Genomic DNA, 13,922 nt, shown 5'->3' on the forward strand with positions numbered 1-13,922 from the left:
AAGTATACTTTGCATTGTTTGCAGCGTTTATTTATAGCCGACGATTTTCGCAATAATAAAAGCGCCCGATCCCTCTGTTTCTGGATGGTGGGCGCAATCTGATGTAAACATCGGTGGGTTACGGCGAAGCCAACCCGATGGTGGTGACATTTTATCCCTTCATGAACAAACGGTGAAGTTTCCGGATGTGCGCTCAAATTTGAAAGTCTTATAACTATCCTGCCCGTTAGCTTAATAAAAAAGAGCAGGCTACGAAGCACCTACTCATCATTGTGTGTTATTGAACTAAAGTTTCCCGTTAGTTCAATCGTGTTTTTAGGGGCTGACTTCGAATCGGCATACTTAGTTATTTTCTTTGAGCATCACGAATTTTTTCTAATTTACTTCTTGTATCTATTCGATTCCTACTCCAATAGCGGGGGCAGCAAATCGCAGCAACTACGATTGGATAATCCGCTCCGCCTCCAAAGCATCCCAGTTCGGCGTAGGCACATCCGACCTGGTCCTCAACTCGGCGAATGTGTAATTCAACGCATTAAGCTCCACATCCGTCCCATCAATCAACCGACTAATCGGGAGCAAGAAGAAAAGCTTTAGGGCCCAGCGAACTAAGCGTGGATACCGGATAATCCAAGATGCTTGACCCACCGGGGTCAGCGGGTAACCCAATGAATCCAGTACGTGAAAGCCCTCCCCCATCGCCGCCACCAACTGACGCAATCTCTTGTCGTCACGAACAACCTGTTTCATTTGGAAGCCATGGAACAGAATGACCATGTTCATTGGCACGACTAACACCATGTGATTTTTTAGCCAGTCATCGATCTGATCATGATAGTTGAGCTTGTACTTGGTTCGCTTGAATGCCTGCTCCAGCAGGGAGCGGAACGGAATGGGGCTGTTCAATCCCCCGATGATCATCTGCCCATGGCCGCCACGGATGCAAATGACTTGCCCATCGGCACGAATACCAGCGGTAGTCTGGAATCCAAATGCGACCTGCTTGGGTGACCGCCCAGCCTTCAAATAGTCCTGCATAGCATAAGTATCCATATTGTTGCCAACCAGTATAATATTGCGGCTATCGTTGTTCGCGAGGATCGGCAGCACAGCCCCAAAGTCCGAATATTTCATCATGACGAAGATCAAGTCATACAAGTCACCCGGCTCAAGTGTACGAATCACACGAACCGGATCGAAGGTTGTCTTGCGCTGAAAGTAATGCCGGATGACCACTCCCTTCTCTTCCAGTTCCTCCGCTCGCTTTCCTCTTGCCAACACGGTCACATCATGACCGCCCCGAACTAGGACGTGCGCTAAATAGCTTCCCTGCACACCTGCTCCGTACACAAGTATGTTCAATATAGTCCCCTCCCCATGCAATTAACAGATGTTGAATATATAACACCTGTGTACTACAATCAAAGTATCATTGGAACTAAAGCAAGCGCAATGGCTAATCGTAACTGCTTTTGTTGAGAAATGAACAACGAAAGCTGGATATGTTCAAGAAAGAGGGGGAAAACATGGATCGACGCATCGAGCGATCAAGACAAATGATTATGCAAGCGTTCATCGGGTTGTTGGAGGAGCAGGATTTTGAGAAGATCACCATTCAAGGGATTGCGGATCGGGCCAATGTCAACCGCGGAACAGTCTATTTGCATTTCACAGACAAATATGACCTGCTGGAACAGAGCGTGGAGACGTATCTGATGATGCTTGTTGACAGCTGTTTACAGGAGGAAAGAGTAGCCACTGAACTATCCCGGGAGCTGCTGATTCGTGCGTTCACGTATCTGAAAGAGCATGCATCGATCTACCGCGTGTTGATGACCAACAAAGGCAGTCCAACTTTCAGACATCGTATGACACAGTTCATTAAGGGAAATATCACCGTGGTGGTGAACTACATGAATCTGGAAACGGGTATCCATCGAGATGTGATGGCGCAATTCTTATCTATTTCCGTTACGGGGTTGATTGAATGGTGGATCGTCGAATCCATGCCGTATACGCCAGAAGAGATGGTCGAACAGATGACTAAGATACTGGAAGCACGGCTGCAGCTATGGTGAACTTAATTACTAATCCAAGTATAACATCGTCGTTGCAACTAACCTGGCATTTAGTTGAATAGCGACGAATTCTAAAGCTGATCCGTCGCCATTACAAACTAAAAGTATCGTCGATAAAGTTCTCTCCGACGTTCGCCGCGGAGTTGTGCGTAGACTTGAGTGGTCGATGCCTTCTCATGACCGAGCATTCCTTGAATGAAATCTAATGGAGCACCATTATCAAGGAGTTGGCATGCATAAGTATGTCGAAAGCGATGCGGGTACACATTCACTTCAAGTTCTCCCCGATCTGCAAGCCGTTTTATTGCCCACCTAATCGTAGGTATAGCCATTCGTTTTGTTGGATGCGTATCGGTAACAAATAAGGCTTTGCAGGAATCCTCACGGCTGGCCAGGTACTTCTTTAACCATACTTTGCACTCTGTCGTAAAGTAAACTTCTCTTTGCTTCGATCCCTTGCCATTTATGATTGCTGAGCAGTTCTCCCAGTTTAGGTCTTCGATGTTGATTTTTTCTACCTCCCCAACCCGGCAGCCGGTGCTGTAGAGAAACTCAAGCAGTGCTCTTTCCCTGAGTGACTGACATGAGATTTTCAAGTGTATGACGTCTTCCTCAATCAAAAACTTAGGAATGCGCTTATCTAATTTGGGTTCTCTTAATTTTAGAGAAGGATTAGAAGTCAGATACGTCTCTTCATAAGCATACCGGAAAAGAGAACGAACAAAACGAATTCGATGACCAAGGCTGTTTGGCTTCAAACGAACTGCTTGCTTTGCCAAGTACTCCTTCAGTATGGTTAACGTTACCTCTGTGACATCGAGATTGCCTAGCTCCATCACTAACATCTTGTGCTGTAAGGCGTATGCTTTTAATGTTTTTGGACTGAACCCTTGAATGCTTTTGTCAGCCTCATACAAACTCCACAACTCATTAAAGTTCATAACAAAACCTCCACTTTAGAAGCTATTAAATCTAGTTTGCTTCTAAGGAGAGGTTTTAATCTGCCCACTGTATTAAACTAGCGTTCCCCGTTAGCTCAACGAATGGATGGTTTAAGTTCTAAGAATATTTGTATTCCCATTAAGCAAATCTTCAACGACTGGTCGTTGAACTTTGTTTATTTGATCCAGTGGGATTTCGTTAATATTCCAGAACTGTAATTTCAACGATTCACTTAGATCGTCATGAAATTTTATCGTATCCCATCTTCTGATAAGTGCTTGAAAATAACCTTGTTTCCATCATAAAAATGCTGAGATGAAGAGGTTCCACGGTATGGCAACAGCCAAGTACCGAGGTCTATTTTGTATGCGAATACAGACATATCTCACAGCATTTGTTGTGAATGTGAAAAGAATGGTAAAGCTAGTCGAGCAAAAGCAGTCTTTGGCATATTTAAATAAATCAACAAAGCTTATGACTGAGACAGAATTCCTTTTACAAACAATGAGACACTGTGCTTGTAGAACTCTTCCTCGGTGACGAGTTGGGACTGATATTGCCGGTGAATCAGCTCGCTCATCTGAAATCCGTAGCACATCGAGAGAAAAGACATGGCGGCAAGGCGCTCATCCTGTCTGGCTATAACCTTTTTCTTCTGCAGGCGTTCAAAATACTCAACCAGCAAGGAGTGCAGCTTCACTGGCGGATCGGCCAGCACTCTGTCCAATTCGGGAAACATTCCAATGTCGCGGATGCCAATCAAAATGATGTCCGCATTTTTATGGAAAAACAATCGGTACTGCTGACTTACATTCAGCAGATCGACTTCCGGATTATCGGTCGCGTCCTCTTTTAACAGCTTCTCAAATTGCGGAATATCCGAATGTCTTTCAATGATGGCTTCCAATATGCCTTGCTTGCTTCCAAATTGCCGGAAAATCGTAGATTCATTGACTTTAGCTTCCGTTGCAATGGCTTTGGTGCTTACTCCCCGATAGCCCTTCTTTTTGATGAGCCGTGTCGCGGCTTCAATGATTCTGTCTGAAGTTTGCATTGTATTTCTCCTTTTGCATATGTTAAACCTATTCTACTACAAGTTTTGTATATGCAGCAGGGTAGGGGTTCATCATTTTCATAAACGTTTATTTAAGGTAAATCGCTTCTTTTTTCCCAGCGGCTTGGTTCCGTAATCTTGACATGATCAGGCACCAATTGCGTGAGCGTGCCTAATTTATCAAATGTAATCTGGATTCGGTCAGAGGGCAACAGCCATTCTCCGGTCTCAATTGCGCAGCAATCCGGTATCGTCCCCATTCCTATAATCGTGCCCGGGAGTGGCGTGAAAACTTTGAGAACCTCCTCCATCACTTTTGCAGGGTGTGCAGAATACTCGGATGTGCTTCCCTTCCAGTGCAGTCTCTCCCCGATGCGTACATCCACATCCAATGCCAGCGGGTTGTCGATTTCATCCGGCGTTACCAGAAATGGTCCTATTCCTTTGCTGCGATCGAAATCTTTGCAGCGCGTCGGTCCGGTCATCGCCTGGAAATCCAGCCACTGCACATCGCGGACAGTACTGTCGTTAAAAACAAGATAACCTGCAATGCAGTTCCCCTTCCCTGTAACAAAGGCCAGCTCCGGCTCGATATCCAGGTAGGAAGAGTACGAAGGCCAATGAATCGTATCCCCATCGCCAATTAATGCATTATGGTTACACTTATAATAACTGAAAGTTACTTTATTCAGATCTTCCTGGAATTTTTCAGCAATTTTACGTGTAAGTTCTTCTCTTTCCGGCCCTGTATATTCTCTTTGCAGCAGATTTACGCCAGCATTTCTCAGATGTCTTGGCGTCAGCCCGAAATCGATAAGCGCAGCCGGATTCGGAACTGGCGGTAGCAGGTTTACCGCTGCAATCGGGCTGATTTCATTTTCATTGAATTGATGCAACTGTTCGACAGCATATTGCATCATTTCCTTAGCGGCATCATAACTTGCCGGCAAATAATGAAGATAGCTGTCCATACTTTCAAGACTGTCAACGAATATTCCCTGCTTTTTCATGATTGCGGCAAAAGACACGACAAATTTCTCGTTAATTACAAGCCCAAACAAAGGTTCCTGAGATGTATTGGTTTGAAAGGTTACTAGTTTCATGGTTAAGCGCCTCCATCCATGTAGTGTGATGTTGTTCTGTTACTATCATAAAGCATAGAAGGAATGCATGCAAGCGCTTGCTTGCATTCCTGTTTTCCATTCTCTATAATAAGACATAGTCAGTATGCCTTACCCCAAAACATATACGCAAAGGAGAATTTTCATGAAGTATGGACGTATTATTCAAAAACCTCGCGTTAAATTTTTTGAAGTCGCAGATGGCGTCTTTGCCGGTATTTCGCCGTATCGCGGCATCAGTTGGGCCAATGCCAGGTTCATCAACAAGGGTGAAGGGCTGGTGTATGACACGTTCTTCGATTTGTTCCATGCGCGGGAAATGCGGGAGGCTTTTAAGGAAGTAAGCAACGGCGGCTATCCCGCATATGTGGTGAACTCGCACTATAATAGCGACCATACCTGGGGAAACAAAGTGTTTGAAGATGCTTGCATTATTATGCACAAGGAAGCGTCCAGAGAGCGTCTTACCGAAAATATCGCCTGGATGGACTGCGTCATCAGAAGAGGAAAGGATTCTCCGGAATCTACTTCGGGCGAGCGGTTTTTTGCAGCAGAATTTGAAGGATTCGACCTGGAAGGCGTAGAATGGTTGCTCCCGAATATTGAGATAAAGGACGATATCAACATCCGTCTAGGCGATACGGAAGTAATGATTTACAACGTTGCTCCGGCCCACTCTGACAGTGACTTGCTGCTGTGGATGCCAAAAGAAAAAGTGCTGTTCGCCGGCGATGTCGTGTTTAACGGGTGTACGGCATACAGCGAAGAGGGAACCCTCAATTGGGTTAAAGTGCTTGACCGCATTATTGATGAAATTAAACCCGAAATCGTTATTCCAGGACATGGCACCATCTGCGGCCTGGACTTCGTGAAGGAGCAGAGAGACTACCTCCTGAACCTGATCAGCGAGTTCAACAAGCATTACAATGACGAAATTGATGCCTTGTCCCTGACCAAGCAAATTGATATTTCCCGCTTCCTTCATTGGATTCAGCCAGAACGCTTGTATGTTACAGTGGACATCCTATTGAAAAGCAAACGAGGGTTACCCCCCCTTCCAATTTGGAACGAGGTGCCTGCTAAGCTGGAAGACATGAAAGTTTTTTTGGCCGGAAAATATGGTAATCAAATCAAGCCATGGGACCCTATGAGTGTTTGGCAAGAATAGCAATTTGAAGCCAGCTTACGAAAAACAAAAAAAACGGCCCTGTCGCAAACGATGCGAACAGCGGCCGTTTTTTTGAATTGTTCCACGGAATTAAGACTTTTGGCTGTAGCCACCATCACTAACCTGCCCGTTAGCTCAATGACCTCTTCAAGTCAATTCTAGAATAAGTTTTCTCATAAGTAGTCCCATCATCATTGTAAAAAATAGCAGTTTTTATATATGGTTCGGAAATAGCTTCGTACCCTTGTTTTGTAATGAGCTTTATCATCTTTGGATTTTCTATTGGGTCAACACTAACGATTCAGCGGCTACTGCCAAATATACTTCTTTATTTTCATGTTGTTTCAAATACTTAATAAACAAGTCCTTATTATTTCTAATATTACATAAGCCATTAATATCTTCTTCATTCACCGCTCTTATACTGTATTCCATTTTTCGCCTCCTACATTGGTTTCGTTCATTACGTAGGCAACATTTCAAGTATCGTTTCCCATTAGCTTAATCTCATAGACCTTAAACAATTGTTGCACTGTACCCTGTTTCCTTACCTTTTTCAACTGCATTGATATAACCATCAAAGTAATATGGTATGTCATCTTCTTTCCCATTCTGAATTCTACCTCTAACTTTATCGAAAGCAAAAATTGAAATTGAAAAATCTGGCTCACCAGTGACTAAAACAGGTTGTTTTCTATCTTGTATCCAATAATAATTCCCACCATAATTCCTTCTTGCTACTTCGAAAATGTAACTTCCAACCATAGAAGAAACAGAATCCAAAGAATCATTATCTATTTCATACTCACATAATTCTTCAAGAATATCGTCTACTTTACGTAGGCTTTGTACACTAAAATCAAAATTCCCTTTATCAGAAAAATTATTTGTGAAGCTTTCTGCCGTTGAAATAATGTCTTGTTCTAATCTACTTTGCATAAATTCTAACCTCCAATTATAAACATCATTGGAATATGGACATATCCAAAAACGTTTATTTTTCACTTTTATATCCCATACATACATTTTCATTATCCTGCCTCGTTAGCTTAATGAGGTCGCCTATTGGTCCGCGGCGGCCTAATGATGTGTTTTCTGAACTAACGTTTCCCATTAGTTGAATCCTATTTAGACAAATCCATCCCGTAAGCAGAAGGAAGCCGGTCGATTGACCAGCTTCCTTCGTTATTTAATATTTTGTTGCAATTACTTTAACGAAAGTAAGAAGATTTTCCTCGTCCGCGGCAAGCAATTCCTGATCACAATTTGAATTAAGCCAAAGCTCCTTACTATCCACAATATTATTAGCGAAATCAATAGTCACATGCTTTGTTTTATCCCAGTGATTTTCCCACCATTGATACGTTCGGAAGGTATATAGATCATTGCTCCAAAGACTTTTCAATTTCTCAGGCAGGTCGCCTTGGTTGTTAATATCTTTGGTTACTCCAGGTACGACTATACCCATTTGTCCTCCGCTTTTCACTAACTTTTGAAAATACCAAGAAAAGTAGAGTTCTTCGGTTCCAAAATAGTGATAAGCATCTATACTTATGATGGCATCAAAAAATTCCATTGCATATGGTAATGAATGAGCTTCAGCCTTTATGGGGAATACTCGATCCTCCACACCTGATTGTTTAATACGTTTTAGGTTGTCCGTAGGATCGACCCATAAATCATTAGCCCAAACTTGCACATCATATTCTCTCGCTAAAAATACAGAGGTGATAGCTTTGCCACAGCCCATATCTAGGATTTTCATGCCTTTCTCAAGGTTCATGTCCTTAGCTAGGTCTTCAAGAAGCCATAATGGGTTAGGGCCCATATTGTTTTCGTTAATCCAGTTAGGATCATAAGTTGCCGTACGCGGAAACCTGTTTTTCAAGTTCAATTCATCTCCCGTTTTTTTTAATTAGATATCACCGCAATCATCTTCCTAATGTTATTATTCAATATAAACAACTCCCATTGATTTAATTTTGAGCATATTATCTATGCTACTTGTTACTTCTATTTAAGTTGATGAAAAACCTTTTTATTCCACACTAATCTCTCTTTTACTTAATTTCTTAAATACCGTGTATTCCTTATTGGACTTAATAAAACGTAATATTTTTTCGGCACATTCTGTTGGATTCATCTTTTCCGTATTTACTTCGAGGTCATATTCATCAAAGCAATATACTTGAGTAAACTGTGAATCTACTAGTCCTATCGTTCTATCTCCTCTTGTTTGCTCTCTTCTTATGAGTTCTTCTTTCGAGCATATTACACCTGTAAATAACGTAGGCTGATCGAAAAATTGATCAAGAAACTCATTAAACCTCTTGTCAGTGTTGATTACGGTATCCGCTATTACATTAAAACCCAATTCTAATAACAATTTAATTGTCGAATGGTACACAGTGAATATGGAATCATCAACTATTCGAGAGACAACTTGATGATCTATTGCCTTTGGAGGTTCATCTGGAAATTTATTGTTAATAAAATCATTGTAATTATTAAAAAAATCATCAATTGATAAATGATAAAAAAGAATCTCTTTCTGATTGATCAGTTCAGTCGATATGGAGGTCTTTCCGGAACTTGAAGTTCCATTTAAAAAAACTAATATCCCTTGCTTCAATTTAATCATCCCTTCAAAAAATAATCATTGCGCATCTTTCAGATAACGTTATATTCACAAAGTTCATTAAATTATCCAACTGATAAAATATTTGAGAAACGATTAAACTATCCTGCCCGTCCCCCGGTTTTAAGGGTTTATCTCACATATACTCACTCATTCGTAGGATTTCGTCGCCCTCTACCCCAAGGTGGATTAAAACCTACGTTTTACGGAATCCTTGGTATTCTCTGCAATTAAACCATCCGATACATATAAAACCTCCTACTAGAGCAATTATAGCTTGCTTCAAATAGGAGGTTATAGACTACTGATTCAACTACCGTATCCCGTAAGCGAAGTGGTTTTTCAGCGCTTTTGTTGAAATTAAGTAGAGAATTCATCAATAATTTCTACTACTTCGATTTCCCCATTAATCAGCAGTTCAGGAAGTTCGTTATTTATATTGCCTTTCCAGTATTCTCTGGCCTGTTCGATTTTTCGGGAGAAAGGAATTCCATCTTCCTTTGGTAAAAGATTACCGTCACCTTCAAAGATATTCCCAGTAACCCGAAGTTTAACGATCTGCAAAACTTTTCGATGATAAGAATCGAAAAGCTCTTTCCATTTCAGAGCGTCTTCATAGCTCTTAGCAGCGTATAAGCAAGACAATCGTGAAGGATATTCTTGCAATCTGACCATTTCAACTATTACTTCTCTAGTAGCTCTGATTGTTTGTTCCACATATCTAATAGCTACATCTGCATTCTCTTTATCCATCTTAACACGTCATTTGTATAATGACGGTGTAATATTTGAATAAAGTCTTCACCTTTGGAATTCAACTGCTCCTTCTCAAAAAAGAAGTGATATAAGGTGTTTTTTTGGTTTTTGTCAAAGCTAATTATCTGCCCAATGTCCATCTTACTTCTGGTGACAATGTGATAAACATACAATTCGCTTCCTTCCATGAACTGCCCCCCATCAATCATTGTTAACATAAGTAAATTCGGCATGTACCAGCATTATCCTGTCCGTTAGCTTAATCAAATTTTTAGCTACACTTATACTATGAAACACCAACTAACGCCAAACTTATCAATAAATGAGACTAACCATGGACTGAAAAATATTAGACCTACGGCAGTGCAGCCACCCGAAGCAATAAGAGAGCAACATTTCATAACAGCTTCTATGTTAAAACTATAGAGGAACAGAAAATAAGGAGCTGAGTACTGATGAGCAAATTGACAGGAAAAATAGCATTAGTAACGGGGGCCAGCCGGGGGATCGGGCGCAACGTCGCGTTACGTCTGGCGCAAGAGGGCGCTTTTGTCGCCGTTCATTACGGTCAACGCCGCCATGAAGCGGAAGCGGTCGTGCAACAAATCACCCAAAACGGAGGAAACGCCTGTGCGATTGGAGCAAATTTGAGCACGCCTGACGGCATTCGCGAGTTGATCGCGGCGCTGGACGAAGCGATTCAAGAGCACGGGGACGGCGGCGGATTCGATATTTTGGTCAACAACGCGGGAATCGGGCAAATTCTTACTTTCCAAGAAGCGACGGAAGCTACTTTTGACGAAGTGATGACGATTAACGTCAAAGCGCCGTTTTTTGTAACGCAGCAAGCTTTGCCGCGGTTGAAGGACGGCGGGCGCATCATTAACATTTCTTCCTTCGTGACGCGGGTAGCTTCACCGGGTGTCTTCACCTACAGCATGACAAAAGGAGCGATCAATACCTTTACGCTGCTGCTGGCTAAGCAGTTGGGGAGCCGGAATATTACGGTCAACTCCATCCAACCCGGCATCATCAACACCGAGATGAATGAAGGAACTTTAAGCGATCCTGACGGACAAAAATATGCGGCAGGCCTATCCGTTTTCAACCGTTGGGGAGAACCCGGAGACATTGCGGATATCGCCGCCTTCCTCGCTTCTCAGGACAGCCGCTGGGTAACTGGTCAGTTGATTGACGCAAGCGGCGGTTCGCATCTTTAAAAGCCTGGCAAGCCGATCTAGCAACAACATATATGATATATAAAAGTATGGATATCCAAACATGCAAAACAACACGAGTGCAGATCACTACGTGTTGTTTTGCATTGGACTATTTCGGTTGATCGTATTGTTAGGTCACTTCCACAACAATTCATTAATTGTCAAACGTAATGATTAGTCTAATATCCGATGAATTTTTCCTCCCAACTAGACGGTTAACGGCTTCTAAAAATGTACGCCCACATTCCATATAATTGACGGATCCATTTATTTTCTCACCGTCCATGGTCTCATCTTCATACTCAAACACTTGATTCCAATTAAATTCGAACAGCTCTTTTGCAGTAAACCACGTCGTACTATGGCCCTCTAAAACTATAATTTGAAGCGGAATCTCTGGACTAACGTTTTCAGGTAACCCGCGCGGATCACTGATATAAGGCAGATTCTCGCAATTCCGCTGATTAGCCAAAATTGCAAAAAGGTCATAATTCCTCTCTGTGAAAACCATATCCTTTCGTTCGACCTTCCAAATAGGTCCTTCATCTCGTTCAGGATAAAGAATTGCCCAACTGCTTTTAGTCCATTTGTCAATCGATATCCATTTTCCCGTCCGGTCAGTTTCATTTATGCCGGTGCGATACATTTTTTCCTCTACAAAACAGTGAATATCTGTCCCCATTAAGCTCCTCCAAATTTTCAATATTTGCTGACCGTTCGCTTAATGAAAAACGATCTAATGAGATAATATTACCTAACCAGCTTATAAGTGCTTTTTAATATGAACAATCATTTCAACATATTCTTCGTCAGTTAAATAAGTATCGCCCGGGTTCATTTGGAAGGTGGAGCCCCAATCCTTTTGATCTGCATATTTAGGAACAATGTGCATGTGCAGGTGATGCAGCTTGTCTCCGTAAGCCCCGTAATTCAATTTATCTGGCGCAAAAGCCTGATCCATAGCTGCGGCCACTTTTTGCACATCCTTCATGAATGCCGATAATTCTTCTGCTGTAAGCTGAAATAACTCTTTTACGTGATCTTTATATACAACATTACATCTGCCTTTATACGTCTGCTCTTTAAACAGAAACACGGTCGAAACCTCTAGCTGAGCCACCTCAATCATAAGGTTGTCCCTTCTTTCATCCCCCATACAATACATACATTCATTATTTTTCTCCATGTCCTGCATCCTTTCTCCCTATGATTATGTACAGCTCTATCCTGCTCCAAAAATTTGCTGTTTACAATTAAAAGAGTTACATCCAACCACACAAAATACGGCCCTTTCGGACCGTATCGAATAAGTGCAGGATTCATTTTCCACTAATTTAGTTGACCGATTTATCATATTGTAAATAAACCACATGGGTCTGGAGATATTCGTTCAAACCATGTTTGCCGTCCGCGCCGCCGATGCCGGATTTTCTCCAGCCTGCATGGAAGCCTTGCATTGCTTCAAAGTTCTCGCGGTTAATATAGGTTTCCCCGTATTTGAGACGCTTGATGACTTTCATCGCAACGTTCAGATTCCGGGTATACAGGGAAGAGGTCAGTCCAAAGTCACTGTCATTGGCAAGCGCAATCGCTTCATCCAGGTTTGCAAAAGAAATGATCGGGATAACCGGTCCGAAGATCTCCTCTTGTACAATTTCCATATCATTGGTGGCACCGGTAATGACCGTCGGCTCAAAAAAGCTGCCTGCTCCCTCTACCTTTTTACCGCCGCAGGCGATCTTGGCGCCCTCTTGTACTGCACGGTCTACCTTCTGCTGCACGGATTCCTGCGCTGCCTTGTTAATCAGCGGGCCCATATGAATATCCTTGTCTTTCAGCGGATCGCCGTACTTCACCGCCTTCATCGCCTCGACCAGACGGGTGGTGAATTCGTCCTTGATCTTCTCATGCACATAGACCCGCTCCGCACAGTTGCAGACCTGCCCTGTATTGATCACCCGGGAATCCACGATTGCCTTGATAGCCAAATCCAGATCGGCATCATCCATAACAATGGCAGGCGCCTTGCCGCCAAGCTCCAGACTGACCTTGATGATATTTTCAGCAGCCGCCTTCATCACCTGTTGTCCTGCCGGCACACTGCCTGTTAGACTGACCATACCGACTTTTGGGTTACTAGCCAATTCGTTGCCGACCTCTCCGCCTTTACCGGTAACCAGGTTGAACACGCCCTTAGGAAGGCCAGCTTTGTCAACAATTTTGCTGAAAGCCACCGCATTGTTCGGAGATTCGGCACTAGGCTTGACTACAATCGTATTTCCGGTGATCAGGGCCGGTGCCATTTTTCTGGCGATCAGAAAGAACGGGAAATTCCATGGCAGAATGCCTGTGGTGACCCCAATCGCCCGTTTAAACACAAAAATATTCTCATTATCACGATCACTCTGAACAATTTCCCCTTCATAACGTCGTGCCCATTCTGCCATATAATCCATATAGTCTGCTGTAAAGTTAACCTCTACCGTGGACAATTCCAAGGTCTTACCTACTTCTTCGGAGATCAGTCTGGCAAGGATATCAACCTCTGCCCGAATCCCATCGGCAATGGCATGAAGGTACTTTCCTCTTTCAACCGCAGGTGTTTCCTCCCAGGCTGACTGGGCTTCTTCCGCTGCGTTAATGGCACGCACCACATCATTCCTTGTAGCTTTGGGAACCTGTGAAATGACTTCATCTGTTGATGGATTGGTTACATTCATCCACTCGTTGCCTTCTGATTCCGTAAACTGGCCGTTGATATACATCAAATGCTTTTCCACTGTCTCTCCCCCTCAAGGTAGATTATTCCATTCAATCCTCCCATAGTGTAAACGTTATCATTATTTTATGTCAACAACATTCACATTTTTTATTTGTTTTTGTGTTGTTTTTCATTGACTTCTTGAGTTAAGCTATTCTTATCAAGGTTGCATTGGGAGGGATCG

General features: G+C 42.7%; 14 protein-coding genes and 1 pseudogene. 3 read left to right on the forward strand and 12 right to left on the reverse strand.

Features of this window, described 5'->3' with window-relative positions:
* Positions 1-438: 438 nt before the first annotated feature.
* A complete protein-coding gene (locus AC3WT9_RS13450) occupies positions 439-1,362 on the reverse strand; it encodes a ketopantoate reductase family protein (RefSeq protein WP_341379336.1) in 924 nt (307 codons plus the stop codon).
* A gap of 164 nt (positions 1,363-1,526) precedes the next feature.
* Between AC3WT9_RS13450 and AC3WT9_RS13455 the strand changes: the two genes are divergently transcribed.
* Complete coding sequence (locus tag AC3WT9_RS13455) at positions 1,527-2,078, forward strand: TetR/AcrR family transcriptional regulator (protein ID WP_189029953.1); 552 nt, start codon at positions 1,527-1,529, stop codon at positions 2,076-2,078.
* 98 nt (positions 2,079-2,176) lie between these two features.
* Here AC3WT9_RS13455 and AC3WT9_RS13460 read toward each other — a convergent pair whose 3' ends face one another.
* From AC3WT9_RS13460 to AC3WT9_RS13470, 3 genes are all read right to left on the reverse strand, one after another.
* The gene (locus AC3WT9_RS13460) at positions 2,177-3,019 is read right to left on the reverse strand and encodes a tyrosine-type recombinase/integrase (protein ID WP_341379338.1); all 843 of its coding nucleotides are present in this window, start codon (positions 3,017-3,019) and stop codon (positions 2,177-2,179) included.
* A 473-nt stretch (positions 3,020-3,492) separates the two neighbouring features.
* On the reverse strand, positions 3,493-4,074 hold the full coding sequence (locus AC3WT9_RS13465; RefSeq protein WP_341379339.1) for a TetR/AcrR family transcriptional regulator: 582 nt from the start codon (positions 4,072-4,074) through the stop codon (positions 3,493-3,495).
* A gap of 92 nt (positions 4,075-4,166) precedes the next feature.
* The gene (locus tag AC3WT9_RS13470) at positions 4,167-5,177 is read right to left on the reverse strand and encodes a fumarylacetoacetate hydrolase family protein (protein ID WP_341379340.1); all 1,011 of its coding nucleotides are present in this window, start codon (positions 5,175-5,177) and stop codon (positions 4,167-4,169) included.
* 163 nt (positions 5,178-5,340) lie between these two features.
* On the opposite strand from AC3WT9_RS13470, the gene AC3WT9_RS13475 reads away from it, so the two are divergent.
* On the forward strand, positions 5,341-6,363 hold the full coding sequence (locus AC3WT9_RS13475) for an MBL fold metallo-hydrolase (RefSeq protein WP_492407639.1): 1,023 nt from the start codon (positions 5,341-5,343) through the stop codon (positions 6,361-6,363).
* A gap of 279 nt (positions 6,364-6,642) precedes the next feature.
* Here the strand turns inward: AC3WT9_RS13475 and AC3WT9_RS13480 are convergent, their stop codons facing one another.
* The 5 genes and pseudogenes from AC3WT9_RS13480 to AC3WT9_RS13500 form a co-directional block, all read right to left on the reverse strand.
* Positions 6,643-6,798: a hypothetical protein gene (locus AC3WT9_RS13480; protein ID WP_341379342.1), complete on the reverse strand. Its 156-nt coding sequence runs from the start codon at positions 6,796-6,798 to the stop codon at positions 6,643-6,645.
* Between the two features lie 81 nt (positions 6,799-6,879).
* Entirely contained in the window at positions 6,880-7,395 is a 516-nt protein-coding gene (locus AC3WT9_RS13485) for a hypothetical protein (protein ID WP_341095183.1), read from the reverse strand.
* 157 nt (positions 7,396-7,552) lie between these two features.
* Positions 7,553-8,251 carry an SAM-dependent methyltransferase gene (locus AC3WT9_RS13490; RefSeq protein WP_341379343.1) on the reverse strand — a complete coding sequence of 233 codons (699 nt, stop codon included), beginning with the start codon at positions 8,249-8,251 and terminating at the stop codon, positions 7,553-7,555.
* 150 nt (positions 8,252-8,401) lie between these two features.
* A complete protein-coding gene (locus AC3WT9_RS13495; protein ID WP_341380401.1) occupies positions 8,402-8,995 on the reverse strand; it encodes a chloramphenicol phosphotransferase CPT family protein in 594 nt (197 codons plus the stop codon).
* 366 nt (positions 8,996-9,361) lie between these two features.
* Positions 9,362-9,945: pseudogene (locus AC3WT9_RS13500) on the reverse strand (DUF2441 domain-containing protein).
* Positions 9,946-10,212: 267 nt separating this feature from the next.
* Between AC3WT9_RS13500 and AC3WT9_RS13505 the strand changes: the two are divergent.
* A complete protein-coding gene (locus tag AC3WT9_RS13505; RefSeq protein ID WP_341095188.1) occupies positions 10,213-10,977 on the forward strand; it encodes an SDR family oxidoreductase in 765 nt (254 codons plus the stop codon).
* 154 nt (positions 10,978-11,131) lie between these two features.
* Here the strand turns inward: AC3WT9_RS13505 and AC3WT9_RS13510 are convergent, their stop codons facing one another.
* The 3 genes from AC3WT9_RS13510 to aldA form a co-directional block, all read right to left on the reverse strand.
* Positions 11,132-11,659: a hypothetical protein gene (locus AC3WT9_RS13510; protein ID WP_341095191.1), complete on the reverse strand. Its 528-nt coding sequence runs from the start codon at positions 11,657-11,659 to the stop codon at positions 11,132-11,134.
* Between the two features lie 81 nt (positions 11,660-11,740).
* Positions 11,741-12,163, reverse strand: a complete 423-nt coding sequence (locus AC3WT9_RS13515; RefSeq protein WP_341095193.1) for an HIT family protein — start codon at positions 12,161-12,163, stop codon at positions 11,741-11,743.
* 148 nt (positions 12,164-12,311) lie between these two features.
* Positions 12,312-13,757, reverse strand: coding sequence for an aldehyde dehydrogenase (aldA, locus tag AC3WT9_RS13520; protein ID WP_341379344.1), 1,446 nt, complete (start codon positions 13,755-13,757; stop codon positions 12,312-12,314).
* Between the last annotated feature and the right edge of the window lie 165 nt (positions 13,758-13,922).

This window comes from Paenibacillus sp. EB106-06-01-XG199 (assembly GCF_058791575.1).